The sequence below is a fragment of the Actinomadura sp. KC06 genome (assembly GCF_004348735.1).
In the GTDB taxonomy this organism is placed as follows: Bacteria; Actinomycetota; Actinomycetes; order Streptosporangiales; family Streptosporangiaceae; genus Spirillospora.
This window is the reverse complement of record NZ_SMKT01000018.1, coordinates 49,326-74,351: the sequence shown is the minus strand read 5'-3', so window position 1 is coordinate 74,351 and position 25,026 is coordinate 49,326. Positions and strand designations below refer to the sequence as shown.

Sequence of the window (25,026 nt, the reverse complement as noted above, 5' to 3'; positions counted from 1 at the left end):
CCCCGTCCGCCTGGGCCTCAACCAGGACGGCCTAGGAAAGCCCGGCAAGGGCACCCAGCACCTCATCGACGACCCGTCCCGCAAGGCCGAAGAGCTGGCCGCCAAGCCGGACGAGTCCGACCCCAACCGCCTGATCTACCTCACGCCCGAGCTCAAGGAATCGGTGAAGCTCAGCGGCACCGCCCAGGTCAAACTCCGCGCCGCCATCAATGGCAAGTCGCCGTACCTGTCGGCCATTCTGGTCGACTACGGCACCGACGAGCGCGTCTCCGGCTACGTCCGGACGAACGACACCTGGTGCTACGGCGATTCCATTCCCACCGACCAGGGCTGCCGGGCCGTCCGCAAGTACACCACCGAGGTCAGCCCCTTCAAGATCGTGACGCGAGGCTGGATGGACATACGCAACCGCCACTCCATCTCGCACAGCACCCCCGTCAAGCCCGGCGAGGAGTACACGTTCTCCTGGCCGATGCAGCCCTACGACTACGTCTTCAAGAAGGGCCACCGCATCGGCCTGATGATCCTCGCCACCGACCACGCCTACACGCTCCGCTACCCGGCGGGCACCAAGGTCGACGTCGACCTGCGAGGAAGCACCCTGACCCTCCCACTAACCCGCTGACAAATGGACGGCCCCGCCACCTGGCGGGGCCGTCCCCTTTTCACCGACCCCCGGCCAGCTCCCGGACCAGCACGGCCACAACACCCTCGACATTCCGCACCGGCGCGATCGGCCGCCCGTCACTCCAGGTGAACCACCACGCCGCCCGGACGTAGTCGCACCCGACCTCCACCAGCCGCCCCGACCCGCCGACCCGGACGACGCTCACCCACGTCACCCCGCGCCGCTCGATCAGCCCGCAGGCCAGCTCCCGCCGCGCGTCCACCGCGTCCCGCAGCGCGCCCAGATGCACGACCCGCTCGTTGGGCAGTACCGCATGCTTCCCAGCGCTCACACCTCTCACCTCCGTGGAAGCGGCGCGGCCGGTGGGCTCGGGGGGATGCGCACCGACCGCGCCGCGCTTGAGGACGATGGCGAACCCGCCACCGTCGTGATCAAAGGCTCCTGACCTGCGCCCGCTCCGCCTGCCTGAGCAGCGCCTCCCGCAGGAGCGACGCCGTGGGGAACATCAGCGTCGGCTCGACCCCGACCCTCGGGTCATGCAGGCTGGCGACCCATTCGCCGAGCCGTCCGTCCTGCTTCACGGCCCGCCAGATCCGCCACCCGCCGAAGTCGGCCCGCAGCCGCCCCAATTCCTGCTCGTCCCGCACTCGCGCGTCCATTCGGAATCCTCTGGTTCCTCGCCTCGACCAATTCCGTGTGACCACCCTCACACGCTCGACTACTCTTAGGAGCGGACCGTGCACCACCAGCAACACACCACAGGCAAGATCGATCGCACCCACCCCCCGGGTGCACAACCCCCGGAGGTCGAGATGCCCGCACAATCCGAGCCCTACGAGGCCCCGGCCATCGTCACGTACGCGAAGGAACTCGAATGGCGCCGGACGCAGGCCGGTCTCACCAAGAAGGACCTCGCCGCCAAACTCGGATTCGCCGACTCCTACGTCGGCCAGGTCGAGCTATGCAAGAACCTGCCGTCCGAGGAGTTCACCGCCGCCCTCGACACCTTCTTCAACACGGACGGCCTGTTCGCCCGCCTCCTGGAACGAATCAACGAAACCCGCCACCTCGCCATCCTCCCGCCAGGCTTTCCCGAATACCTCAGCTACGAGAAGAGGTCCAACTACGTCCGTGTCTTCAGCACCAACCTGATCGGCGGGCTCTTTCAGACGGAGGCGTACGCACGCACGGTCATCAGCCTGACGATGGGCTCCGCTACATCAAAGCTCGTCGCCGAGCGTATGGAGAGGAAGTCGATCTTCGAGCGAGAGAACCCACCGCACACTTTCCTAATATTGGATGAGGACGTTATCCGTCGAAATGTGGGCGGTAAGGAGGTCATGCGTGACCAGCTCAGGTATCTGCTGGAGGTAGGGCAGCGGGCGCAGACCCAGATGCAGATCGTCCCGTACGCTGCGGGGTTTCACGCTGGGCTGGCGGGAAGCTTCACCATCCTAGGCTTCGAGAACGAGCCGGATGTTGCCTATACGGAGGCTTCCGCAGAGGGAGTACTGCTGAAGCAGCGCGACAGGGTCGCGTTGAAAGTCGTAGCGTGGGACCTGATCCAGGGTCACACGCTCTCCGCCGAGGAGTCGTTGGCCATGATCCACGATGCGTTGGAGCAGCTATGAGCACCTCGGTTGTGTCATGCACCCCCTGGCGTAAGAGCAGTCGCAGCTCACAGTATGGCGGTGAGTGCGTGGAGGTCGCGGCGCTTGCCCCTGTGATCGCGGTGCGTGACTCCAAGGACCCCGACGGCCCCAGGCTGGCGTTCGGTCGTGCGGCGTGGCGGGCGTTCGCCGACCAGGTGAAGGCGGACGAGTTCGACCTGGAGCGTTAGCCATGGGAGCGACAGACGTCCGGTGGCGTAAAGAGCAGTCGCAGCGCTCACCAGGGTGGCGAGTGCCTGGAGGTCGCGGACCTCGTCCCTGTGATCATGGTGCGTGACTCCAAGAACCCGGACGGCCCCAAGCTCACGTTCGGTCGTGCGGCCTGGCGGGCGTTCGCCGACCAGGTAAAGACGAGCGAGTTCGATCTGGGTTAGTGGTGCTTTTAGCTCTGGATGAGCTGTTCGGCGTGTTCGGCTTCGCTGGGGCGGACGGTGCTGGGCTGGGCGTTCAGCAGTCGCCAGTGTGTGGTCATTCCGTCGGGGCCGGTGAGGGCGGACTCGGACAGGGCCTGCTCGATGCGAGTTCGGACGTCGGCTACGGTTGCGGGTTCGCTGGCGAACAGCACTCGTAGTCGCACCCGGGTGCCGGACCGCTGCGCGTCGGTGTGGTGTGGGGCCAGCGGGCATGGTGACCGGTGTTCCCAGTGTCCGCACAGCGCGACTGTGATGGCCGCGCCTGGTGCCCGGATGTCGTCGCCGGGGTCCATGACGACGACCGCCTCGTGAGCGAATGCTTGTCGCACAGCGTCCAGTCTCCAGCGCAGTGGTGCTGCTGAACAAGCCGGTCTTCGTTCCCGGGATTCGGACGGGCCCAATTTCGCGTTCAGTGTGGCGAACAAGTCGCCTCGGATGAAATGGCTTGCTTGATCGTCTCGTCGGTGTCGCATTTCGTGGTGTTCGGTAAATGTGCGTGCGTTGATCGGTACTGTGTGATGCGTTATGCAGCCTCCACAGCCTCCCCAAGGTCCGCCCGGTCCGCCTGGCCCCCAGGGGCCGCCGCATGGATACCCGGGGCCTCACGGGCCGCCGGGGCCGCCGCTCGGTGGGCCTCGGCCGCCCTTTCAGCCGTACGGTCCCCCGTATCGGACGAGGCGGAGCCGGTCGAAGAATCCGCTTGTGATCATCCCGTTGCTTGTTGTCCTGGTCGCGGGCCTGGCCGTCGTGATCAGCGTGGTCGTCCACAAGCAGGGAGAGCCCAAGCGGTTTCTCGAAGCCTGGGTCGCCGAGCTGGGCGGGCCGCAAGGGATGAGGATCTACGAAGGCGGTCAGGTCGACGACAAGAACGATCAATACATCGCGGTCTGGCGAGTGATCTGCAACCCGCCCGGCATCTGCGCCGACCCGACCCCCTTCGAGTCGGTGTCGAAATGGTTGAAGGACGCCGGTGACAATTTCAGCGAGGACCAGGTAGCCGAGTGTTACCGCCAAGAGCTCAACTGCCAGCGGACCATTGTGAAGGACGGTCACGAAGGCTCCATCTCGCTGGACCAGACTTCGGTCCTGGGCAATCAGTACGACATGAAGGTCTTCCTCAAGTGGTGATCAGGTCGGCCGCATGCCACCCCGGCCGACCCTTCACCGGAACAGCCCTTGATCTCGGGCCGCCGCCGTCACCGGTCGGGCGTCATCCCCGGGTCTGGTGCGTGACGAAGACGGTCTGGTGGATGCTGCAGGTCACGCTCGAGACGGCATTCGCCGGCACCCACGGCCCGAAGCAATCGAGGTCGCCGAGGAACGGGACGTACTGCCGCGCCCACACGCGGTGCTCTCCGGTGCCGCCGGTGCACCGGCTCTCGTAGTTCTGGCCGTCGACCTGCCGGCCGGCGCAGCCGGTCGGGGCGGCCGCGGCGCTGGACGCGGTGCCCACCAGCGCCGACGCGGCGGCCACGCCGGCGAGCGAGATCATCGCCGTCCGCCTTCCGATCCGCGCTACGCGCGTGTTCTTCATGATTCCGTCCCTTCGCATGGGGGTGGTTACGCCGCCCGCGAGCAATCACCCGAGATTCGTGTCCGGGTGGTCGCCGGATGACCGATCGACGGGTATTTCTGGTCGGCCGGACGCGGCGGCCCGCGTGACATCGTCCGGCGGGCGCGTGGATCATGGGCGGATGGCGCGACTCCGTGACATCGTCTTCGACTGCGCTCACCCCGCGGCCACGGCCCGCTTCTGGGCCGCGGCGCTGGACGGCTTCGCCGTCGCGCCGTACGACGATGCGGAGCTGGCGCGGCTGCGCTCCCTGGGAATCACCAGTGTCGAGGACGACCCGACCGTGCTCGTCGAATCGGCGGAGGGAGGACCTCGTCTGTGGTTCCAGCTCGTGCCCGAGGCCAAGAGCGTGAAGAATCGCGTGCACGTTGACCTGCACGCCGTGGACCCGGAGTCGGAGATCCAGCGCCTGATCGCGCTCGGGGCGACCGTGCAGGCTCGGCACCCGGACAACGTCGTCTTGGCTGATCCCGAAGGCAACGAGTTCTGTATGTCTCTCAGGACGTGACCCGTTGGTCAGTCGACTGGCTCATCTAGCCATCGGCCGTCCCGCATGACCGTGCGGCCGACGAATTCGTGAAGGCCGTTCCAGACCAGGATGCGCGTGGGTCGCAGGCGTAGGTAGACGAACCTGCCCTCCGGGTAGGCGCGGGGGTCGGTGGAGACCTTGGCGTAGCGCTCGGCGATGTCGGCGTCGACGTCGGGGACGTTCACAAGCGACGCACTGGTGTCGATCATGACGACGTCGGCGGTGTCGCCGAGAGCGACCCGCGCTTGCGGGTGTCCTTTGACGTTGGCGACGGTGCGGCTCTTGGCGAAGGTCGCGGTGTACAGGGCCGAGCCGTCCCAGGTACAGGCCACGGGGATCAGATGTGCTCCATGGCCGTCGCTGCCGGTGGCCAGCCACATCTGGAAGCCGGTTTCGAGCCGGTTTCGAGCGTAGGCCCGCCGCTCGGCCAGGCGGCGCGGGACCGGGATCGAGGCGAGTTCTTCGTCGGCGTGCATGACGATCCTCTTTCACGTGGGTGTAAGGGGCGCCCTGTTCGGGGCTGTACCTCTAGACGAACGGCGCCGCACGCGCTTCGACACATCCCCGGACCAGTTGCCGTGGACGCCCTGAGCACGGCGCCCGCCGGAAAATGGGTTGACGGTGGAGGCGGACGCGTGTGTACCGTGCGTGCATCGTCGAAGATCGTGAGGACACGCGCGTGAACACGCCCGCTATTTCTCTCTGACCCGCATCACCAGCGCTTCGTAGGCCGGACCATGTCCCGGCCTCCGCCGGGATGCCCTGGCTTCTTAGCGTTTCAGGCCGTCTGAGCACGGCCTTGCATCTGGTCTAGAGAGATCGTGTCTTCACAACCCCATAAAGATGATTTCGTGCTGTCCTGGGCAGTGCGGCCTGTCCGCCTGCCTTTGTTGTCCGTGCGGTGCCTGGAGTGCGGGTCGGCGACGGCTACGGCCGAAAGGCGGATGTTCCGCGTCAACGCCAACAAGAAACTCCTCGACGTGTGGCTCCTGGTCGATTGCGTCCGTTGCGGCGCGACGGCGAAGCTCGCGGTTCATGAACGTGTCCCCGTCCGGTCGGTCCGGCGGCTGCGCGGCTTCGAGAACAATGAGCCGCGGCTCGTCGAGGAAGTGCTCCTGGATCCGCTGGTCGCCCGCCGCAACCGGTTCACCCTGGACTGGGACGGCGCGTGGCATCTCGATACGCCGGAAGTGCCGCCGCTCGACGCGGACTGGCCGGTGCGCGTCGACGTCACGTTCGAGGCACCTGTGCCGCTCAGACCGGATCGCTTGATCGGTCAGGGGCTCGGGCTCAGCAGGAATTCCGTCGAGCGCCGCGTGAAATGCGAGGTCGCGCTCGCGCGCAGAACAAGCCGCTCGTTCTCCTTCACTCTCCTCCCGAGGCGATAGGGCACTTCTTCCAGATGAATTCGTAGACCTCTCGTCCGTCCATCTCCATGTAGCTCTTCTTGGACGGGTCGGACGTGCCGAGCTGGACCCGCAGATCAGCGGTGAGGTTGAGACTGCGCTGCTCGCCGCAAGGCTTGTACGCCGGGCCGGTGTCGGGAAGGACCCACTGCCAGTCATCGAAGTACGGTCCATTGAGGGTGAAGATTCTCGGCGACGGATTCGGCATGCCCTGGAAGTAGGCTTCCGATCTCAGAGTGCCGGTGGCGCCGGACTCCAGGTGCGCGTAGCCGCGGTAGTCGAACGTCCTGATGGCGTAGGTGTAGTCCGCCGGAATGTGGACCCTGATGGAGAGCATGCACTTCACCCGGGCGGCCTGCGGGGACGAGGTGCCGCCCGCCTCGGCGCGGATGTTCTCCCGTGTGACGACCATGCGGCTCTTGTCGTCCGAAACGGCGATTCCCGTCGACCCGGTCGGGCACCCCGGGCCGCTGACGCTCGCCACCTCGACGGTCACGCTGCCGGGTGGGGGATCGGAGCCCTCGGCGAACGCGGGGGCGGCGGCCAGGGCGGTCAGCGCGGGCAGGGCGAATGCGGCACCCATCCCCGCGAATACTGTGCGTGCCGTTTTCATCAACATGTCTTCCACGCGAAGTGGTAGGCGCTGCCGAGGCCGGAGTGCATGTCGAAGGTGTTCGCCGTGGTCCGGTCGACGGCGTTGACGCGCAGTTCCGTGGAGATGTTCAGATTGCGCTCCTCGCGGCACGACGCCCAGACGAGCTGTCCGGGGTCGATCTTCTCGGCGACCTGCCAGCCGCCGGAGAGGGGCCCTTTGAACGAATGGGTGGTCTGCGCTTGCCTCGGGGAGCCCGCGAACTCATGCGACGCCTTGAGAACACCCGTCGCATCGGGCGCCAATTGCGCCGACCCGCGATGGTCGACGGCCATCACCGCGTAGGTGAAACCCTCCGTGGGGATGATCCGCAGGCCGAGCTGGCAATTCTTCCGGTAGTCCGTCGGGAGGGCGTCGCCGCCGATCTTCGCGGAGTAGTCGCTGTACCGGATGGTGAAGCCGCTGGACCGGGGCGTGACGGTCACGGTCTCCGGGCGGCAACCCGACCCGTTCACCGTCGTGATCTCGATCGTGGGGTCGCGGTGCGGCGGGGCCGCGGCCGCGGGAGGCGACGTCAGGACGGGCAGGGCGGCGGCGGCGACGCCTAAGCCTGTGATCAGCTTGGCCTTGGTGTTCATCGGTGGCTCAGCACGTTGACGACGCGGCCGTTGGGGTCGCGGACGAAGAACCGGCGCACGCCCCACTCCTCGTCCTGCAAGGGGTGAACGATCTCCGCGCCGCTCTCCTGCACCAGCGCGTGGACCGCGTCCACGTCGTCCACCTCGACGCTCATGTCCGGCACGACCGGCGCGGTCTTGTCGTGAGTCATGAAGGTGACCTGCGCCGTGGGGTTGGACGGGGAGGCGAGCGTCACGACCCAGCCTTGGTTCATGACCTCCTCGAACCCCAGGCGGCCGTAGAAGTCGCGGCTCTCCTCGATGGCCTCTGATCGGATATCGGGCATGACCCGGCGGATGGACATGGGCGACTCCTCCTCCTGCTGACCGGCGAGATCGAACGTGCCCTGATTATGTCCAGTGGCGCCAGGGACTCAACCGTGCGCATGGCCAGAAAATGACACGTACAGTAGTTAACTGGTTGCGCTGGGTATGTAGCGCTCGGGTCGCACCGCAGCGGCCCGCCGGAAACTACGGAGGGAACGTGTACAAGTTCACCGCACCGTCCGCGTTGCGGACGGCGAAGACGCGCGTCCGGGCGATCGCCGCGGCCGTCGCCCTGGCTCTCGTCGTGCCGCTGACCGTTGCCAACACCACGCCCGCCAGCGCCGACCCGGCGGCCTACTTCGTCTTCACCGACATCAGCCGGGAGCAGGCCGTCCTCAAGCTCACCGACCCGGCCAAGATCCAGCACGCCCGGGAGCTGATCAGCGGCGAGACCACCGACAGGCCGCACGTGGTCGGCCGGATCATCAAGCGGCAGGCCCCCTACAACCCGCGCTGGAGCTACCACTACAACCCGGACACGATCGACTTCTTCGATGTCGCCATCGAGGTCTGCGACGCGACCATTCCCTACGTCGAGGACCACCTCGATGAGGCGGGCGGCGCGTTCCTGCCCGGCCTGGTCTGGTGCCCCTGGACGTCCCGCCTGATCAGGGAGGTTCCCGCGCCGTAACCGTTCGCGGTGCGGGTTCGCACCCATTCGCCCAGGGGCCGGTCGAGCGAGGCCCCTGGGCGTTTCGCTTTCCTGGCCCCAGGCGCGCATCAGGCGCAGATCAGGCGGGACGCCTCCTACTCTCCGAGCGTATGTAGATGCCTTTCTACATGAAGTCGCTCATCGGAACAGGGGTGAAAATGTGCGAACCGCGATCTGCTTGACCGGAACGGCGGTTCTCCTGGGAGTGATGGCCGGGCCTGTCTCGGCCGCCCCGACCTCGGAGACGGCCGACGCCGCAGCGCCCGCGTTCACATCGAAGTCCTGGAAGTGCTCGAAGCCGGCCGGGAAGAAGTTCAAGATCAAGAACGACTCTCCAAACGAGAGGTGGACGCGGCTGAGCTACAACAATCCCTGCAGCCACAAATGGTACGTCAGGGTGTACTACAAGAACAGCGGTGGGGCGGTGTTCTCCTACCCCTTCACCGTGAAGAAGAATTCCAAGGGCTCCAAGTCCCTCAAGCCCCGGCCGGGCTGGATCATCAAGGTCGAAGCCTCGAAGAAGCGCCCCCAGGCGCCCGCCCTGAACGCCGACTAGGAAGGGTTCTGCGATGCACCGCACAATTGGTGTGACGGCGGCCGTGGTGATGGCCGCCGGCCTTATCGGGACGGTTCCCGCCACCGCGTCAGCGGCTCCGGCCAGGGCCGCCGGACCCTCGGGAGCCGTCGCGGCCGGCGCGTCCGCGCAGGCCGGGGACGTGTCGACGATGTCCGTCCACCGCAAGCACCGGAAGTGCACCAAGCCGAAGGGGAAGAGGTTCAACATCTCCTGGGCCGACGGCTTCTCGTCCACGACGTTCTACTTCAACAATCACTGCAAGGGGAAGAACTACATCAGGGTCTGGTACCAGTCCAACGGCAGAAAATGCAAGAACATCACGGTCAAGCCCGGCGTGAAGGGCCGCAAGAAGCTGCACCGGATCTACTACCAGAACCTGATGCACGTGGACTTCGGAAAGTGCCCCCTGTGGCCGTGATCAAAGGAGTATCGGCATGAGTCATCTGCTCGGCAGGACGGCCGCGGTGGCGATCGCGGCGGCCATCGTTTCGGTTCCCGCCGTCGCGTCCGCGAGCCCGGTCCAGGCGACAGGGGCAACGGGGACCACCGGGACCACCGTGTCGGCGAAGGCCGCGGACGCGTCGACGATGGCCATTCACCGCAAGTCCCGGAAGTGCAACAAGCCCAAGGGGAAGAGGTTCAATATCTCCTGGTCGCCCGGAGGCGCTTCCACGACGTTCTACTTCAACAATCACTGCAAGGGGACGAACTACATCAAGGTGTTCTACACCGATTCCGTCCCGCGTCTGGGCCTGTGCCGGACGATCAAGGTCAAGCCCGGCGTGAAGGGCCACAAGCGGCTCTGGAACGTCGTCAAGCACAACATCGACTACGTGGGTTTCGGTAAGTGCCCGTAGCCGCGAGACGGCCCGCCGACCGGGCAGCGGCATCCGGTCGGCGGGCCTCGCCCGGCCGCGTCGGCCGTCAGCGATGCGGGTGCAGGGCGAGGCGGCCCCCGGCGATGCGAACCGCCAAGGGCCTGCCGCCGCAGGCGTCGAGCAGCTCGCCGACGGCCACCGGGTCGGCGGCGACGCGTTCGCGTCCCGCGATGGCGCCGAGCAGGACGCGGGCGTCCGGTTCGGGGAGTCCGTCCAGCCGGACCGCGCAGGAGGCGCACGGCAGGCCCAGCAGCGGGAAGCGGGACGTCACCAGCACCGCGCAGCCGGGCGTGCCCGGAAGCAGCGGTTCGACCTGTGCCTCGTCACGGGCGTCGTCGAGGACGACGAGCACGCGGCGATCGGTGATGAGGTCCCGGTACATCGCCGCCCGCTCGTCCGCGGATTCCGGGATGTGGGCGCCGTCCACGCCGAGGACGCGCAGGAATTCGGCCAGCACGTCCGCCGAGCGCCGCGGCCCGGGAGCCGCGCCACCAGAGCCACTGCCGGAGCTGCCGCTCTCGGCGCTGCTGCCGCGCAGGCATGCGAAAAGCTGGCCGTCCGGGAAGCGTGGCCGCAGCGCGTGCGCCACATGCAGAGCCAGCGCGGTCTTCCCTGTGCCGGGCACGCCCCAGATGCCGGCGATCGGCGGTGCGATCGCCTCCCCGCACAGTTCGGCGGTGATCGCCGCGATTTCCGCGGAGCGTCCGACGAAGTCGGCGGTGTCGGCGGGCAGGAGGCAGGGGCCGCGCCGCCTTACCGGCACCGAAGAACCGGCCACCGCCGGTCCCGGTTCCTCGGTGAGCAGTTCGCGGTTCAGGTCGCGGAGGTCCGCGGACGGCTCGATGCCGAGTTCGTCCACGAACCGGGCGTGCAGGTCGCGGTAGACCGCGAGCGCTTCGGCGAGCCTTCCGTCGCGTTGCAGCGCGAGCATGAGCAGCGCGTGCGGCCGCTCGCACAGCGGGTACTCGGCGGCGAGGTGACGCATCTCCGAGATGACGTCCGAGCACAGGCCGAGCGTGAGCTTGACCTCGGCCCGCGCCTCCATCGCCGCCCGCCAGGACTCCCGTAATCGCGACACCTCGGCGCACACCGACGTCCCCGCCAGGTCCCAGGCGGGCTCGCCGCGCCACAACCCGAGGGCCGCGTCGTACAACGTCCTGGCGTCTTCGAGCCTGCCTTCGGCCGACGCCTCCCGCGCCTCGTCGATCATCGTCGCGAAGACGTCCGCGTCCAGCTCCCCGGGCCGGACGCGGACCAGGTAGCCGCGGCTGGCGGTGAGGATCCGGTCCGCGTCGCAGACCCTGCGCAGGTCGGAGACGAGCGTGCGCACCCTGCTGGACGCCGCCGCCGGGAGGCTCTCACCCCACAGCGCCTCGGCGAGGCGGTCGGTCGGCACCGCGCGGTTCGCGTCGATGAGCAGCGCGGCCAGCAGCGCCCCCTGCTGGCAGGTCAGGTCGACCGGACGTTCGCCCCGCCGGAGTTCAAGTGGACCGAGTATGCGGAAAGTCAACTGCTCCATCGCGTCCCCCTCGCGGCCGCGTCGACATCGGGGAACGGGACGCGTTCGCCGACCGTTCTCCGTCCATGATCAGGCTCCTCGCGCACCGTGGCAGGTGCGGCTGGCGGAACGCTTGCCCGCCGGCTTGACGAGCGCTGGCCATGCGCTGGACGCCCGGCGGCCGGCCCGGCCCGGCCGGCCGCCGGACTGGCCGTGATCATGATTTGCGACCGGACGAGCCTTGACGCACTGAGTGGGGCGGCCATGCGAATAAAAGTGCTGGGTCCTGTTGAAGTCTGGAATGCGGACCGGAACCTGGTCGGCGCCTGCCGTCCGGCTCAACTCGCGGTTCTCGGCCTGCTCGCTCTGCACGCCAACCAGGTCGTGTCCAGGGATCGCCTCATCGACTGGTTGTGGGGCGAGCGGCATCCGGCGACGGCCGAGAACCTCGTCCAGGTGCATGTGAGCCGATTACGCTCCGCGCTCCGCCGCGGCGGCCGGGAGGCGGCCGGACGGATCGCCACCCGCACGCCCGGCTACGTGCTCCATGCCGAGCCAGGCGAGCTGGACCTGCTGGAATTCGAGCAGCTCGCCCGCACGGGAGGGACGGCCCTGAGCGGCGGAGACCCGTCCGAGGCGGCCCGCCTCCTGCGCGGCGCCCTGGACTTGTGGACGGGACCCGCGCTCGGCGGGCTGGGGCTTTCCCCGCGGGCGCAAGCCGGAGCAATGCAGTTGGAGGAAAGGCGGCTATCGGTCCTCGAACAGCGGATCGAAGCCGATCTGAGGTGCGGCGGGCATTGCGAGGTCATCGGGGAATTGCGGGGGCTCGTCGCCGACTACCCGCTGCGCGAACGGCTCTGGGAACACCTGATGGTGGCCTTGTGCCAGGCGGGCCGGGCCGGGGAGGCCCTGTACGCCTACACCGAAGCGCGCGGCCATCTCGTCGACCAGCTCGGGATCGAGCCGGGGCCGTCGCTGCGGCGGCTGCAGGATCGGATACTTGCCGGTTCATCGCGCGAGGGACGTCCCGACCAGGCCGAAAGCGACGACACCGCGGGCCGCCACCCGGCAGCCGACCTTGCCGACCCACGTCCGATGGAGGGCCTCGCGTCGGCGCAGCCGGTCGAGCGGTCGGCGGCTCCCAGGCAGCTTCCCTTTGACATTCGCGGATTCATCGGCCGTCACGAGGAACTGGCGCACCTCGACCGGCTCCAGGACGACGCCGGTGCGAACCCGTCCGCGGCGACCGTCGCCGTCGTCTCCGGGACCGCCGGCGTCGGGAAGACGGCCCTGGCGGTGCGGTGGGCGCACAGCGTCCAAGACCGTTTCCCGGACGGGTCCCTTTTCGTGAACCTGCGCGGCTATGACCCCGTCGGGCCGCCGATGGAACCGGCCGAAGCCCTCGACGGGTTCCTGCGGGCCCTGGGCACGGCCCCCGCCGCGATCCCGCCGAACCTGGAGGAGCGCGCCGCGCTGTTCCGGACGAGGACCAGCGGCCGGAGAATCCTCATCCTGCTGGACAACGCGGCGTCGTCCGAACAGGTCAGGTGGCTGCTGCCCGGATCGTCGCGGTGCATGGTGCTCGTCACCAGCCGCGGCCGCCTGTCCGGGCTCACGGTGCGCGAAGGCGCGGACCGCCTCTGCCTCGATCTGCTCGCCGAGAAGGAGGCGCTGCGACTGCTCCGCCAGGACATCGGGTCACGCCGGGCGGACGCCGAGCCCGACGCGGCGGCCGAGCTGGCCCGGCTGTGCGCCTGCCTGCCGCTGGCGTTGCGCCTGGTCGCTGAGCTGACCCGCACGAGGAAGCACACGGCCCTGGCCGATCTGGCCCGGGACCTCGCCGACCAGCGCCGACGGCTGGACCTGCTGGCCACCGACGATGACCAGGCCACCGCCGTGAGAGCGGTGTTCTCCTGGTCGTACGACGCGCTGACCCCGGCGGAGGCGCGGGCGTTCCGGCTGCTCAGCGTCCATCCCGGGCCGGACGTCGGCCGGGGCGGAGCGGCGGCCCTCATCGGCACCGACGGTCCAGGCGCCCGGCTGCTGCTCGACAAGCTGACCGGTGCGCATCTGCTCCAGGAGACCTCGCACGACCGCTACCGCTTCCACGATCTCCTGCGCGCCTACGCGGTCGACCGGGCTCATGAGGACGAATCCGTCGCCGAGCGCGAAGAGGCCGAGAGCCGCGTCCTGCATTGGTACATGCACACCGCGCTGAGCGCCGACAGGGTGATCATGCCGCTGCGCCGCCACATCGAGCTCGGCCCGCCGCCCGCGGGCGTGCGGCCGATCGAGCTGCGGAACCCGACCGACGCGGTGGCATGGTGCGAATCCGAGCGGCCCAATCTGGTGGCCGCCGTTCACCATTCGGTGGAGTCCGGCCGGTACGAAGTCGCGAAGAAACTGCCGCAGATCCTCTGGAGCTATTTCAGCGTCGCGACACGATGGAGTGACTGGATCACGACCAGCCGCCTGGGCGTCCGGGCGTCCCAGGATGACGGCGACAGGTTCGCGGAGGCGTTCAGCCGCGCCAGCCTGGCCAACGCCTACCGCGATATTCGCCGCCTGGACGACGCCGTCGAGCAGTTCGAGCAGGCGATCGCCATTTCCCAGGAGATCGGCGAGCTGTGGATAGAGGCGTCGGCGCGGAGCGTCCTCGGCATGACCCACCGGGACCGCCGGCAGTTCGACGCCGCTCTGCACAACTGCCGGAGCGGCCTGCGCCTGTTCACCGCCATCGACGACGAATGGGGCGTGGCCTGGTCGTTCTACGGGCTCGGTGACCTGCTCGGAGCCTGCCGCGACCACGACGACGCCATCGCCCACCTGCGAAAAGCCCTCGCCATATTCAACCGCATCGACGACCAGTGGGGCCGGAGCCGGGCGCTGTTCGGTCTCGGCCACAACCACTATCACCTCAAGCAGTACGACGAGGCCGCCATCTATTGCGGGGAAGCGCTGACCATCGCGGGCAAGATAGGAAATCGCCACGGCGTGGCTCTCGCGCTTTACACCCTCGGAAGAATTGAGAGCGATACCGGAAACATCGACAGCGCGAGACGGACCTGGCGGCGGGCGCTCGCCATATTCGAGGAACTCGACGCTCCCCAGGCCGTCGCCGTGCGCGCACTGGTGCGAGAGGACGCCGACAGCGACGCCACGTGACCACCCAGGGCCCTTGAGAACGGGTGGAATGACCGGAATCGGACCTGGCTCCGAGGTTAGCGGGCAGGTCGATGCGGAGGGCCGCCGGCGAGGCGCCGAGGGCCGTCCGGCGGACGCCGGGGGACACCGTCCCGGCCATGTGATGATCAAGCCGTAGCACCCCGTGATCTCTTCACGACCCACCGGAGGTAACCCGTGCAGCAGATGACGATCAAGGGCCCGCGAGCGATCGCGGGAGCCGTGGCCCTGGCCTTAGCCGCGCTGCTGGTCGTGGCCGCGGCCCGTCCGGCCGACGCCGCCCCGTCGGCCGCGGCGTACTTCGTCTTCACCGACATGGCCGGCGACGACGAGGCCGTCATTCAACTCACCGATCCCGCCGAGATCCAGCACGCCCGGGACCTGATCAACGGCACCGCCACCGACAACCCGCAGGTCATGGGCAAGATCGTCAAGCAGCCGGCGCCGTACAACCCCGGCTGGAGCTACCACCTCGACCCGGCCACGATCCAGTTCTTCGAGATCGCCACCGAGGTCTGCGACGCGTCCATCTCCTACGTCGAAGAGCACCTCGACGAGGCGGGCGGCGCGTTCCTTCCCGGCCTGACCTGGTGCCCGTGGGGCTCGCGCGTCCTGCGAGAGATCCCCGCGTAATCCGCGCGACACTCGCCGACCCGGGGGCCGTCCCAGGCCCCCGGGTCTTGGCCGAGCCAGGACGGGTCGGTCAGCGGGTCACCGCGGTTTCGCGCTCCACCCGCGACAGCTTCTCGGGATTGCGCACGTAGTAGCAGCCGCTGACCAGGCCGTCGTCGAACCGCATGGCGAGGACGCCGTCGAGTTCCCCGTCGAGCCGGAGGAGCAGCGCCGGGCCGCCGTTGATCTGCACCGGCTCGACCGTCAGGACGGCGTCGACCTTGGCGAGGCCCCCGGTGAACAGGCGGGCCGCCTTGTCCGCGCCCACGACGGGCTGCAGCACGGCCTGCTTGACGCCGCCCCCGTCCCCGATCACGACGACGTCCGGCGCGAGGACGTCGAGCAGGGTCTGCACATCGCCCGTCTCGAGCGCCCGCTGGAACGCCTCGAGCGCGCCCCGGGTCTCGTCCGGCGAGGCCGCCCCGCGCGGACGGCGCGCGGCGACATGGGCCCGCGCCCGGTGGGCGATCTGCCGGACGGCGGCCGGGTTCTTCTCCACGGCCCCCGCGATCTCGTCGTACCCGAAGTCGAACACCTCGCGGAGCACGAACACCGCCCGCTCCAGCGGCGTGAGCGTCTCCAGCACCAGCATCATCGCCATCGAGACGCTCTCGGCGAGCTCGACGTCCTCCGCCACGTCGGGCGCGGTCAGCAGCGGCTCGGGCAGCCAGGGGCCGACGTAGGTCTCCTTGCGGCGGCCGAGGGTCCGCAGCCGGGTGAGCGCCTGGCGGGTGGTGATCCGGACCAGGTAGGCGCGCCGGTCCCGCACCGTCGCGAGATCGACCTTCGTCCACCTGAGCCAGGTCTCCTGGAGGACGTCCTCCGCGTCGGCGGCCGAGCCGAGCAGCTCGTAGGCCACGGTGAAGAGCAGGTTGCGGTGGGCGATGAACGTCCCGGTGGCGGGGTCCGGACGGCCGTCGCCGCTTTGCTCCGGCTCGTTCATGGACGGTTCCTCCCCGTTCGCTGACGATCGTCCCACCCACAAGACTCCGGCCCCCGCCGTGGTGTGACATCCCCTGCCGGTGGCGCAGGTCACATGGACGGGGACGTCACAGGGCCCGGACGAGCGGGGTCTCCATGTCGTCAGGACGCCGCGAAACCGGACGGCGGCGGCGCTCAAGACCTTTAGCGAGGAGACGTCATGGAATCCCGTATCGACCTGATGAGCAACGAGTTCGGCGCCAGGTACTCCAAGCGGTTCGGCAACGCCGGACTGATGATCCACCAGTCGACGCTGCCGAGGACCACGCAGGAACTGGTGTCGCTGCGCACCAGCCAGATCAACGGCTGCGGCTTCTGCGTCGACCTCCACACCAAGGAGGCCGCGGCGGCCGGCGAGACCGCCCTCCGGCTCAACCTGGTCGCCGCCTGGCGCGAGTCCGCCGTGTTCACCGAGCCGGAGCGTGCCGCGCTGGCGCTCGCCGAGGAGGGCACCCGGCTCGCCGACTCCCACCACGGCGTGTCCAACGAGACCTGGGCCGACGTGCGCGAGCACTACGACGACGACCAGATCGCCGCGCTCGTCTCCCTGATCGCCCAGGTCAACGCGGCCAACCGGCTCGGCGTGATCACGCGCATGCAGGGCGGCTCGTACGAGCCCGGCATGTTCGCGGCGGCGATCGCGAGCTGAGGCCCGGCCGAGCCGCGGGGGCATCGGCCCGGCCCGGACGCGTCCGGGCCGGGCCGATCTGTTTCCCCTGCGCTCAGGCGATGCGCCGACGGGCCTTGGCCTTCTGTTCCTCTGGCAGGGCGTCAATCGGCAGCAGCCGCGGCAGCAGTTCGGATTCGCTGGTGAGGGCTCGGAAGGCGACGGCCACCGTCACGTCGTGTTGGGGCCGGTACACGATTTCGACGGGGTCGCCGGTGCGGATCTCGCCTGGCTCGATCACGCGCAGATAGGCGCCGGGACGGGCCGTCTGGGTGAACCGTTTGATCCAGCCCTCCTCGTCCAGCCAGCCCTGGAAGGTGCGGCAGGGAATCCGCGGGCAGCTCACCTCCAGGACGACGCTGGAGCCCAGCCGCCACCTCTCGCCGATCAGGGCGCCGTTGACGTCGATTCCGGTGGTGGTGAGGTTCTCGCCGAAGACGCCGTCGGGCAGGGGCTTGCCGAGTTCGTCCTGCCAGAAGTCGAGGTCTTCGCGAGCGTAGGCGTAGACGGCCTGGTCGGGCCCGCCGTGACCGGCGCTGAACGTCCTGTCGCCGGCCAGGCCGACCGCTCCTGACGCCGTGGGTTCCGGAGCGGCGACCATGACCGGGCCCTCGACCGGCCGCTTGTCGATGCCCGTCGTCGGGGCCTTGTTCCAGGGGTTCGTCCGGGGTTTGCCGATGTTGACCGAAAGCAGCATCACGATGCGACGATACGTCGCGGGACGCCCGGCCGTTAGACCGAGATCACCTGCGGCCGCCGAATTCCCAGGGATGGATCTCGACGGTCTCGTACAGGCCGTTCCGGGCGTAGGGCTCGTCCGCCATCAGGGACTCGGCGGCGGCCCGGTCCGGCAGTTCGACCAGGAGGGCGGTGCCCGTCCATTCGGCGCCGTCCTCGGAGAAGAGCGGGCCGTAGGCGATGAGGCGTTCGCGGTACCCGCGGTCGAGGTAGCCGTGGTGCGCCTCGTCCAGCGCATCGCGGGACGCGCCCGTCTCCGGCTTGGCCTGCGCGAGGATCAGGAAGCGCTGGTATCCGGCGACCGCTCCGGTGAATTCCCACATCGTGCGGCCCAGCACGTTCCGCCAGCGGCGGACGAGGACCTCGCGGTAGACACCGGCCTGGTAGTTGGGCTCGTCGAACGCGAACTCGCGGGCGGCCGCCGGATCGGGCAGGTCGACGATGTGGAGGCTGCCGGTCGCCGCCGTGCCGTCCGGCGTGAGCGTGGGGCCGCGCGCGATCATCGTCTCGGCGTAGCGGTCCATGAACGTCCAGTGGGCCTCGACCAGCTCCGAACGCAGCGCCGCGCTCTCCGGCCGGTCACGGCAGTAGAAGAAATACTCCACGTCGCCTCTTCATATCGGGTGTTCGGATGCCTTGACGCAGGTCAGGGCCGGTGCAAGCGTGGAACTGATGGTGAAAGGGGGACCCATCATGCTGGAGATCAAGAGCATCGACAAGCCGGACGACCGGCGCGACATGTCCAAGGGGCACCTCGAACTCGTCAACCTGTCCGGGCTGGTGTTCGGCAAGGCGACGTTCGAGCCCGGGTGGCGCTGGACGGAGTCCGTGAAGGAGATCGCGGGCACCGACCTCTGCGAAGTGCACCACAACGGCTACATCGTCCAGGGACGGATGCGCATTCGCACGAAGGACGGAGCCGAAGGGGAGGTCGGTCCCGGCGACGTGTTCGTCGTGTCGCCCGGCCATGACGCGTGGGTCGTCGGCGACGAGCCGTGCGTCGCGTTCGACTTCGGAGGCGGCATCGGCGAATACGCCAAGGCCGGCGCCCACTGACCCGGAATCGCTGGGGGTCAGGCGGTGAGGACGGCGAACGGCCCGCGGCTGCGGCCGCCGTCCGGTGATCGCCACTCGGCGGTGACGGAGCCCAGGGCGTCGCCCGTCCCGGGCTGATTCTCGCGGAGAACGCGCACGACCCGGATGGTCAGCGCGCCGTGAGGCTTGGCCTCCACCGTGACGTCGGTGCCGTGCCGGGCGTCCTCGACGGACGTCAGCGCGACCAGCGCCGAAGCCCCGTCGCCGGTGAAGTCGCTGACGACGGACGTGTCAGGAGTGTCGCTCCGGCTCTGGTGCTGCGGCTCGGCACGGCCCTGGAGGAGCGCGAGGAGCTGCCCGACGGCGACCGGGTCGCGAGTGGCGTCGTACACCCAGCGCCGTCCCAGCACACCGTGCTCGGACGTGCCGATCAGCGCCCGATCGGCCCCGTCGAGCGGCGCGCCGCGGTAGCTGAGCGGCACGTGGTAGGCGACGGGGGCGCCGCTGGACGTGTCCGTGACCACCATGAACTCGATCCCGACCGCGCCCTCCGGGTCGTCGAGCCGGAAGCCTCCGGACCTTGACAGCGCGGGCGCGTCCAGCGAGCCCGCGTACCAGGGCCGCGCGGGCAGCCATGCCGCGAGCAGCTCCAGCTTGCCGGGCGTCATCGTGGTCTCGTGGATGAAAGCCATATCGCAATTGTCCACACCTGGGCGGGGCGATGACTGTCGCCTCTGGTCCTGGACACCGCCGCGATACGGAGAAAGATCGATGCGTGGCCACTAACGCATCCCCCGCCGACAACACGCCCCCCACCGAGCCGACGCGGACCGCCGCCAGCCGCAGGACGTTCCTCTCCCTGTCGACGGCGGCCGCCGCCGTCACCGCGACCGGCGCCGGTGTCGCGCTGACCGCCGCGCCCGCGGCGGCGAAGGAGCGCGGCTGGCCGGACGGCCCCGGCAAGCCCGTCACCGACCAGCGGCCGGACGCCGAGCTGCGGGCGCTGCTGCGCGAGATCGACCAGGACCGCATCGAGGCGATCGTCCGGAAGCTGGTGAGCTTCGGCACCCGGCACACGCTGTCCGTCCAGGACGATCCGGAGCGCGGCATCGGAGCCGCCCGCGACTGGATCCTCGCGGAGATGAAGCGCTACGCCGCCGCGTCCGGCGGGCGGATGACCGCCGAGCTGCAGTCGTACGTCCAGGAGCCGGGGCCGCGCATCCCGACCGCGACCCGCATCACCAACGTCGTCGCGACGCTGCGCGGATCGGCGACACCCGACCGGATCTACGTGGTGTCCGGCCACTACGACTCGCGGGTCACCGACGTCATGAACGCCACCGCGGACGCGCCCGGGGCCGACGACGACGCGTCCGGCGTGGCGGTCGTCATGGAGCTGGCCCGGGTGATGGCGAAGCGCCGCCCTGAGGCCACCCTCGTCTTCACCGCCGTGGCCGGCGAGGAGCAGGGCCTGTACGGGGCCAGATACCAGGCGAAGCAGTACAGGACGGCCGGCGCCGACGTGCAGGGCATGTTCACCAACGACATCGTGGGCAGCAGCACCGCCGACGACGGCACCCGCGACCCCCGTTCGCTGCGGCTGTTCGCCGAGGGCGTGCCGACCGCCGAGTCCCCGGGCGAGGGCGACGTGCGGCGCTCGGTCGGCGGCGAGAACGACTCCCCGTCCCGGCAGCTCGCCCGGTTCGTCTCGTCCGTCGCCGACAACGACGCGACCGGCATGCACGTCCGGACGATCTACCGCCGCGACCGCTACCTGCGCGGCGGCGACCACATCGGCTACCTGGAGCAGGACTACCCCGCCGCGCGCTTCACCGAGCCCCACGAGGACTACGCCCATCAGCACCAGGACGTCCGCGTCGAGGACGGCAAGCAGTACGGCGACCTGCCCGAGTTCTGCGACTTCGCGTACATCGCCCGCGTCGCCAAGGTGAACGCCGCCGCGCTGTGGTCGCTCGCCCAGGCGCCCGGGACGCCGAAGAACGCCCGCGTCCGCACCAGCGAGCTCACCAACGACACCGACCTGGTCTGGGACCGCGGCGCCGAGCCGGACCTCGCCGGGTACGAGGTCGTGTGGCGGGAGACGACCAGCCCCGACTGGACGCACGTCATCCCCGTCGGGAACGTCACCGGGGTCAAGATCGACCTGTCCAAGGACAACGCGTTCTTCGGCGTCCGCGCCGTCGACCGCGACGGTCACCGCAGCCCGGTCGCGTTCCCGGTCCCGGGCTGACTCGGCCTTACCCGGAAGGCGCGTCACCCGAAGGCGCGTCCAGGACGGGCGCGAAACCGTCGTGGATGCGGGCCAGGCCGAACTCGAAGAGCTGCTCGTAGGAGAAGTCGAAGGTCTTCTCGTCCAGGCTGGCCATGTTCGGGAACGCGCCGCTGTTCAGGGCGCTCTCCAGCGTCGGCGTCTGCTCCTGCCAGAACTCCTCGCTGCTGACGCCCGTCCGCGCCTCGGCGCGGAGCTCGTTGATGTGGCTGCGCGCGACGCCGTGCACATAGTCGTACTGGACGCCGATCATCATCATCAGCGTCCGGTCGTCGGCCCCGAAGGGGCGCAGCTGGCCGAGGAGCTGGTCCAGCCCGCGCAGGGAGTTCGGGCCGAGCAGCGGACGGCTCTGGTCCACGAACGGGTACCAGGGATGGTCCATGCAGAGCCGCCAGTGGCCGCGGGCGTCGGCCGCCATGATCTCGCGCCAGCCGCGCCCGTCGTCCGCGCACTGCTCCGGGTCCTCTTCGGGGAACTCGATGACGCGGTCGAGCATGAGGTCGAGCAGCTCGCTCTTGCCCGGGACGTAGCGGTACAGCGTCATCGTGCCGACGCCCAGATGGGTCGCGATGCAGCGCATCGACATCGCCTCGATCCCGTCGGTGAGGGCGAGCTCGTCGGCGACCTCGACGGCCGCCGTGACGATCCGGTCGAGGCTGAGCCCGGGCGGGCGGCCGCGCGGCGGCCGGGTCCGGTCACCCCACAGCAGCTTCAGGCTGCGTCCGAGATCGCGGTCGTCGCCGTGCTCCGTTGCCATCGTCCGTCCTGCTCTTCCCATGTCCGGCGCCGCCCGCCGGCGTCCGGACACGACGCTATCGCGCGGGTCCGGCTTCACTTCGAGTATAGTGTACGCTAATTTGCGTAGGGCATACGCGAACTAGGAGGCGGCATGCCGGACAACGCGATCCTCGCCGAGGGGGTCCGCAAGATCTACGGAGAGAAACGGGCACTGGACGGCTTCGACCTGGCCGTGCCGAACGGCATGGTCTACGGCCTGCTCGGCCCGAACGGGGCCGGGAAGACGACCGCCGTGCGCATCCTGACCACGCTCGTCCGGCTGGACGGCGGCCGCGCCGAGGTCGCCGGGCTGGACGTCGCCACCCGGCCCCGGCAGGTGCGCCGCCGGATCGGGCTGGCGGGCCAGCACGCGGCGGTGGACGAGGTCCTGACCGGACGGCAGAACCTGCGCATGTTCGGCCGGCTGTTCCACCTGGGCAAGAAGCGCGCCGCCGAACGGGCCGAAGAGCTGCTGGAGCGCTTCGACCTGCTCGACGCCGCCGACAAGGGCCTCAAGGAGTACAGCGGCGGGATGCGCCGCCGCCTCGACCTCGCGGCCAGCATGATCTTCGCGCCGGACGTCCTGTTCCTGGACGAGCCGACCACCGGCCTCGACCCGCGCGGCCGCAACGAGGTCTGGGCCTCGGTCCGGTCGCTCGTCGCGCAGGGCACGACCGTCCTGCTGACCACCCAGTACCTGGACGAGGCCGACCAGCTCGCCGACCGGATCGCCGTCCTCGACCGGGGCAAGGTCATCGCGGACGGCCCGCCCGAGTCGCTGAAGCGGCTGATCGGCGGCGACCGGATCGAGGTCGTGGTCAGCGACCCCGCCAACCTGTCCGCCGCGGCGGCGGTCGTCGCCCGCGTCGCGTCCGCCGAACCGGAGATCGACCAGACGGCGGCGCGGGTGCACGCCCCCGTCACCGAACGGGTCGCCGCGCTGACCGAGGTCGCCCGCACCCTCCAGGACGACGGCATCGGCGTCGACGACATCGGGCTGCGCCGTCCTACCCTCGACGAGGTGTTCCTGCGCCTCACCGGCCACCGCGCCGAGAGCGAGGACGACGCCCCGAAGAAGGCTCCGAAGAAGAAGGAGAAGGTGAAGGCGTGAACGCCCAGGCCAAGACCGCCGACGATGACGCGCTCGGCACGCGGCTCTACTGGGCGGCGGCCGACTGCTGGACGATCGTCCTGCGCGGCCTGACCCACTACGTCCGGCAGCCGAGCAACATCGCCTGGCAGCTCGGCTTCCCCATCGTCTCCGTCCTGCTGTTCGGCTACGTGTTCGGCAGCGCGATGTCGGTCCCCGGCGGCGGCGACTACCAGGAGTTCCTCATGCCGGGCATGTTCGGCATGACGATGGCGATGGGCTTCATGAACACCGCGTACGTCGTCGTCTACGACAGCGCCCGCGGCGTCACCGACCGGTTCCGGTCGATGCCGATGTCGCCGTCCGCCGTCGTCACCGGACGCGGCGTCGGCGACCTGATCGGCGCGTCCCTCGACCTCGTCGTCCTCGCGCTGACCGCGCTGGCGATCGGCTGGCGCTCCAGCGGCGGCGTGCTCGACACCCTCGCCGCCTTCGGGCTCCTCCTGCTGCTGCGGTTCGCGCTGATCTGGATCGGCGTCCTGCTGGGCCTCCTGGTGCCCAACGAGGAGGCCGCCGGAAGCCTGTTCGCGGTCGCGTTCCCGTTCGCGATGATCTCCAGCGCGTTCGTGGCGCCGTCCCTCATGCCGGACTGGCTGGGCACGATCGCGATGTGGAACCCGGTCTCCGCCACCGTGACCGCGTCCCGCGAGCTGTTCGGCAACCCGGCCGCCGTCGGCGACACCTGGATCGAGCAGCACGCCATGCTGATGGCGATCGTCTGGCCGATCGTCCTCACGGCGATCTTCCTGCCGCTCGCCGTCCGCCGCTACCAGCGCCTCAGCCGCTGACGGCCCCTGACCTCCGGGCGGCCGTGTCGGGACCGTACGCGGGCGTCGCACCGGGTCGATGCGACGCCCGCCGACGCCCGGCGAGCGGCCCGGTCATCGGCGCCGGCTTTCGGCGAACTCCAGAGCGGCCGTCCGACCGGTGTTCTGGGCTATCAGGCGGCGATACTTCATCGCTTCGGCTCTCATGTCCACGGCCAGCGCGCCGATGATTCGATCGTTCGCGCAATAGAGGGCCGTGAACGGACCGCCGCCGGTGTGGTCACCCGCCACGACACTTGTTTCCACGTCGTGGCGATCCGAATCGGGCACTCCCACGAATTGGATGCGGCTCGAATACCAGTCCGACCAGAAGTACGGGATCGTCTGATAGGGCTGCGCACGGGACGGCGCCACGGCGTTGCGAGCGGCACGTGCCCCCTGTTCGGCCGCGGACGTCCAGTGCTGGAGGCGCATCGGGCCGTCCAGGACGTCGTCGAACAGGGCGTTGGGCCAGCGTGCGATATCGCCCGCGACGTAGACGCCGGGCGCCGCGGCCAAGGTCGCGTCGGCCACCACCCCGTCCTCGACGGTCAGTCCGGCGCCGTCCAGCCATTCCGTGCAAGGCGCCGCGCCCACGCCCGCGACGAGGACGTCGGTCTGGACGTCCCGTCCGTCCGCGAGCCGGACCGCGCGGACGCGGGTGTCGCCGACGATTCCATCGACGCCCACCCCGGTGATCACTTTTGTGCCATTGCGCCGGTGAATCTCTGTGAGCGCCTGCCCCATGCGCTCACCGATCGCACCCGCCAGAGGTGTCGGCGCCCTTTCCACCACCGTGACATCGAGGCCCAGTTCCCGGCCCACCGAGGCCACTTCCGAGCCGATGAAACCGGCGCCTATGACGGTCAGTTTCGGCGAGCCGACACGCAGAGCGCCGCGCAGGGCACGAGCGTCGTCCAGCGTCCGTATCGTGAAGACGCCGTCCAGGTTCCCGGTACCCGGGAATGATCTCGCATAGGATCCGGTCGCCAGAACCAGGGCGTCGTAGCGCATCGGACGGTCGCCGACGACCACGGTTCCTTCGTCGACGTCGAGAGCGGTCGCGGGCTCTCCGAGATGCAGCGTGACACCGAATTCGTCCGCGAGTCTGGCGCTGCCGCGGTAGGTCGTGTCGGGGCATTCGTCGGCGCACAGATAGTCCTTGGTCAGCGGCGGCCGGTCGTACGGCAGATGTTCCTCCGCACCCACCAGCGAGATCGGGCCGTCCCATCCGTCGGCGCGCACCGCCTCCACCGCCCGCAGGCCGGCGAGCGACGCGCCGACAACGACCAGCGTCCCGGTCATGA

33 protein-coding genes are annotated in these 25,026 nt (G+C 69.3%); 18 read left to right on the top strand and 15 right to left on the bottom strand.

All coding sequences use genetic code 11. The annotated features are described in order from the left end of the window. On the top strand, positions 1–625 hold a 625-nt coding region (locus E1287_RS09135; protein WP_279503813.1), incomplete at its 5' end, for a CocE/NonD family hydrolase C-terminal non-catalytic domain-containing protein. 40 nt (positions 626–665) lie between these two features. On the opposite strand, the gene E1287_RS09130 is transcribed toward E1287_RS09135, so the two are convergent. After that, a complete protein-coding gene (locus E1287_RS09130; protein ID WP_131964418.1) occupies positions 666–959 on the bottom strand; it encodes a hypothetical protein in 294 nt (97 codons plus the stop codon). A gap of 100 nt (positions 960–1,059) precedes the next feature. Continuing rightward, positions 1,060–1,287, bottom strand: coding sequence for a hypothetical protein (locus E1287_RS09125; protein WP_131964417.1), 228 nt, complete (start codon positions 1,285–1,287; stop codon positions 1,060–1,062). Between the two features lie 78 nt (positions 1,288–1,365). Between E1287_RS09125 and E1287_RS09120 the strand changes: the two genes are divergently transcribed. The 3 genes from E1287_RS09120 to E1287_RS09110 all read left to right on the top strand — a co-directional run bounded on the left by E1287_RS09120 (position 1,366) and on the right by E1287_RS09110 (position 2,672). After that, entirely contained in the window at positions 1,366–2,259 is an 894-nt protein-coding gene (locus E1287_RS09120) for a helix-turn-helix transcriptional regulator (protein ID WP_131964416.1), read from the top strand. Continuing rightward, positions 2,256–2,468, top strand: a complete 213-nt coding sequence (locus E1287_RS09115; protein WP_131964415.1) for a DUF397 domain-containing protein — start codon at positions 2,256–2,258, stop codon at positions 2,466–2,468. Before E1287_RS09120 ends, E1287_RS09115 begins: the two co-directional genes overlap by 4 nt. A gap of 90 nt (positions 2,469–2,558) precedes the next feature. Then, positions 2,559–2,672 (top strand): DUF397 domain-containing protein, encoded by a 114-nt coding sequence (locus E1287_RS09110; protein ID WP_347813959.1) that lies wholly within the window; start codon positions 2,559–2,561, stop codon positions 2,670–2,672. A gap of 8 nt (positions 2,673–2,680) precedes the next feature. Here E1287_RS09110 and E1287_RS09105 read toward each other — a convergent pair whose 3' ends face one another. Further along, complete coding sequence (locus tag E1287_RS09105) at positions 2,681–3,040, bottom strand: hypothetical protein (RefSeq protein WP_131964414.1); 360 nt, start codon at positions 3,038–3,040, stop codon at positions 2,681–2,683. A gap of 373 nt (positions 3,041–3,413) precedes the next feature. Between E1287_RS09105 and E1287_RS09100 the strand changes: the two genes are divergently transcribed. Continuing rightward, positions 3,414–3,839: a hypothetical protein gene (locus E1287_RS09100; RefSeq protein ID WP_165968934.1), complete on the top strand. Its 426-nt coding sequence runs from the start codon at positions 3,414–3,416 to the stop codon at positions 3,837–3,839. Between the two features lie 82 nt (positions 3,840–3,921). Here the strand turns inward: E1287_RS09100 and E1287_RS09095 are convergent, their stop codons facing one another. Further along, positions 3,922–4,245: a hypothetical protein gene (locus E1287_RS09095; protein WP_131964412.1), complete on the bottom strand. Its 324-nt coding sequence runs from the start codon at positions 4,243–4,245 to the stop codon at positions 3,922–3,924. 160 nt (positions 4,246–4,405) lie between these two features. On the opposite strand from E1287_RS09095, the gene E1287_RS09090 reads away from it, so the two are divergent. Further along, the gene (locus tag E1287_RS09090; protein ID WP_131964411.1) at positions 4,406–4,792 is read left to right on the top strand and encodes a VOC family protein; all 387 of its coding nucleotides are present in this window, start codon (positions 4,406–4,408) and stop codon (positions 4,790–4,792) included. A gap of 8 nt (positions 4,793–4,800) precedes the next feature. On the opposite strand, the gene E1287_RS09085 is transcribed toward E1287_RS09090, so the two are convergent. After that, on the bottom strand, positions 4,801–5,289 hold the full coding sequence (locus E1287_RS09085) for a pyridoxamine 5'-phosphate oxidase family protein (RefSeq protein ID WP_131964410.1): 489 nt from the start codon (positions 5,287–5,289) through the stop codon (positions 4,801–4,803). 468 nt (positions 5,290–5,757) lie between these two features. Between E1287_RS09085 and E1287_RS09080 the strand changes: the two genes are divergently transcribed. Further along, positions 5,758–6,201, top strand: coding sequence for a DUF1062 domain-containing protein (locus E1287_RS09080; protein ID WP_347813958.1), 444 nt, complete (start codon positions 5,758–5,760; stop codon positions 6,199–6,201). Here the strand turns inward: E1287_RS09080 and E1287_RS09075 are convergent. Genes E1287_RS09075 through E1287_RS09065 form a run of 3 tightly spaced genes read right to left on the bottom strand, consistent with a single transcriptional unit; the run spans position 6,179 to position 7,793 of the window. Next, on the bottom strand, positions 6,179–6,802 hold the full coding sequence (locus E1287_RS09075) for a DUF4360 domain-containing protein (RefSeq protein WP_165968933.1): 624 nt from the start codon (positions 6,800–6,802) through the stop codon (positions 6,179–6,181). The genes E1287_RS09080 and E1287_RS09075 overlap by 23 nt on opposite strands. Before the next feature lie 29 nt (positions 6,803–6,831). Then, positions 6,832–7,449, bottom strand: coding sequence for a DUF4360 domain-containing protein (locus E1287_RS09070; RefSeq protein WP_207934094.1), 618 nt, complete (start codon positions 7,447–7,449; stop codon positions 6,832–6,834). Then, positions 7,446–7,793 (bottom strand): VOC family protein, encoded by a 348-nt coding sequence (locus E1287_RS09065; RefSeq protein ID WP_131964407.1) that lies wholly within the window; start codon positions 7,791–7,793, stop codon positions 7,446–7,448. The genes E1287_RS09070 and E1287_RS09065 overlap by 4 nt, the downstream gene beginning before the upstream one ends. A 179-nt stretch (positions 7,794–7,972) precedes the next feature. Between E1287_RS09065 and E1287_RS09060 the strand changes: the two genes are divergently transcribed. From E1287_RS09060 to E1287_RS09045, 4 genes are all read left to right on the top strand, one after another. Continuing rightward, positions 7,973–8,446: a calmodulin-binding protein gene (locus tag E1287_RS09060; protein WP_243718757.1), complete on the top strand. Its 474-nt coding sequence runs from the start codon at positions 7,973–7,975 to the stop codon at positions 8,444–8,446. A gap of 181 nt (positions 8,447–8,627) precedes the next feature. Then, positions 8,628–9,023 carry a hypothetical protein gene (locus E1287_RS09055; RefSeq protein WP_131964406.1) on the top strand — a complete coding sequence of 132 codons (396 nt, stop codon included), beginning with the start codon at positions 8,628–8,630 and terminating at the stop codon, positions 9,021–9,023. A 13-nt stretch (positions 9,024–9,036) separates the two neighbouring features. Then, positions 9,037–9,462, top strand: coding sequence for a hypothetical protein (locus E1287_RS09050; protein WP_131964405.1), 426 nt, complete (start codon positions 9,037–9,039; stop codon positions 9,460–9,462). 16 nt (positions 9,463–9,478) lie between these two features. Further along, positions 9,479–9,901 (top strand): hypothetical protein, encoded by a 423-nt coding sequence (locus E1287_RS09045; RefSeq protein ID WP_131964404.1) that lies wholly within the window; start codon positions 9,479–9,481, stop codon positions 9,899–9,901. A 67-nt stretch (positions 9,902–9,968) separates the two neighbouring features. Here the strand turns inward: E1287_RS09045 and E1287_RS09040 are convergent, their stop codons facing one another. Next, a complete protein-coding gene (locus tag E1287_RS09040; RefSeq protein WP_131964403.1) occupies positions 9,969–11,441 on the bottom strand; it encodes a BTAD domain-containing putative transcriptional regulator in 1,473 nt (490 codons plus the stop codon). Between the two features lie 243 nt (positions 11,442–11,684). On the opposite strand from E1287_RS09040, the gene E1287_RS09035 reads away from it, so the two are divergent. Next, complete coding sequence (locus tag E1287_RS09035) at positions 11,685–14,585, top strand: BTAD domain-containing putative transcriptional regulator (RefSeq protein WP_165968932.1); 2,901 nt, start codon at positions 11,685–11,687, stop codon at positions 14,583–14,585. A gap of 204 nt (positions 14,586–14,789) precedes the next feature. Then, entirely contained in the window at positions 14,790–15,236 is a 447-nt protein-coding gene (locus E1287_RS09030; protein WP_131964422.1) for a calmodulin-binding protein, read from the top strand. 70 nt (positions 15,237–15,306) lie between these two features. Here E1287_RS09030 and E1287_RS09025 read toward each other — a convergent pair whose 3' ends face one another. Next, positions 15,307–16,218, bottom strand: coding sequence for an RNA polymerase sigma-70 factor (locus E1287_RS09025; protein WP_131964401.1), 912 nt, complete (start codon positions 16,216–16,218; stop codon positions 15,307–15,309). Between the two features lie 198 nt (positions 16,219–16,416). On the opposite strand from E1287_RS09025, the gene E1287_RS09020 reads away from it, so the two are divergent. Continuing rightward, entirely contained in the window at positions 16,417–16,905 is a 489-nt protein-coding gene (locus E1287_RS09020) for a carboxymuconolactone decarboxylase family protein (protein ID WP_131964400.1), read from the top strand. A 73-nt stretch (positions 16,906–16,978) separates the two neighbouring features. Here the strand turns inward: E1287_RS09020 and E1287_RS09015 are convergent, their stop codons facing one another. Beyond that, a complete protein-coding gene (locus tag E1287_RS09015; protein WP_207934098.1) occupies positions 16,979–17,620 on the bottom strand; it encodes an MOSC domain-containing protein in 642 nt (213 codons plus the stop codon). 46 nt (positions 17,621–17,666) lie between these two features. Further along, positions 17,667–18,266, bottom strand: a complete 600-nt coding sequence (locus E1287_RS09010) for a YciI family protein (protein ID WP_131964398.1) — start codon at positions 18,264–18,266, stop codon at positions 17,667–17,669. Between the two features lie 88 nt (positions 18,267–18,354). Between E1287_RS09010 and E1287_RS09005 the strand changes: the two genes are divergently transcribed. Next, positions 18,355–18,717: a cupin domain-containing protein gene (locus E1287_RS09005; protein ID WP_131964397.1), complete on the top strand. Its 363-nt coding sequence runs from the start codon at positions 18,355–18,357 to the stop codon at positions 18,715–18,717. A 17-nt stretch (positions 18,718–18,734) separates the two neighbouring features. Here E1287_RS09005 and E1287_RS09000 read toward each other — a convergent pair whose 3' ends face one another. Beyond that, positions 18,735–19,388: a 1,4-alpha-glucan branching protein gene (locus E1287_RS09000; RefSeq protein ID WP_131964396.1), complete on the bottom strand. Its 654-nt coding sequence runs from the start codon at positions 19,386–19,388 to the stop codon at positions 18,735–18,737. A gap of 83 nt (positions 19,389–19,471) precedes the next feature. Here E1287_RS09000 and E1287_RS08995 point away from each other — a divergent pair, with 83 nt between their 5' ends. Continuing rightward, entirely contained in the window at positions 19,472–20,947 is a 1,476-nt protein-coding gene (locus E1287_RS08995) for a M28 family metallopeptidase (RefSeq protein WP_207934093.1), read from the top strand. A gap of 7 nt (positions 20,948–20,954) precedes the next feature. Here E1287_RS08995 and E1287_RS08990 read toward each other — a convergent pair whose 3' ends face one another. Next, positions 20,955–21,743, bottom strand: coding sequence for a TetR/AcrR family transcriptional regulator (locus E1287_RS08990; RefSeq protein WP_131964394.1), 789 nt, complete (start codon positions 21,741–21,743; stop codon positions 20,955–20,957). Positions 21,744–21,875: 132 nt separating this feature from the next. Between E1287_RS08990 and E1287_RS08985 the strand changes: the two genes are divergently transcribed. Together E1287_RS08985 and E1287_RS08980 are read left to right on the top strand one after the other, a co-directional pair. After that, the gene (locus tag E1287_RS08985; protein WP_131964393.1) at positions 21,876–22,874 is read left to right on the top strand and encodes an ATP-binding cassette domain-containing protein; all 999 of its coding nucleotides are present in this window, start codon (positions 21,876–21,878) and stop codon (positions 22,872–22,874) included. Next, positions 22,871–23,701 (top strand): ABC transporter permease, encoded by an 831-nt coding sequence (locus E1287_RS08980; RefSeq protein WP_131964392.1) that lies wholly within the window; start codon positions 22,871–22,873, stop codon positions 23,699–23,701. Before E1287_RS08985 ends, E1287_RS08980 begins: the two co-directional genes overlap by 4 nt. Positions 23,702–23,794: 93 nt before the next feature. Here E1287_RS08980 and E1287_RS08975 read toward each other — a convergent pair whose 3' ends face one another. Continuing rightward, positions 23,795–25,024, bottom strand: coding sequence for an FAD-dependent oxidoreductase (locus tag E1287_RS08975; RefSeq protein WP_131964391.1), 1,230 nt, complete (start codon positions 25,022–25,024; stop codon positions 23,795–23,797). Positions 25,025–25,026 lie beyond the last annotated feature (2 nt).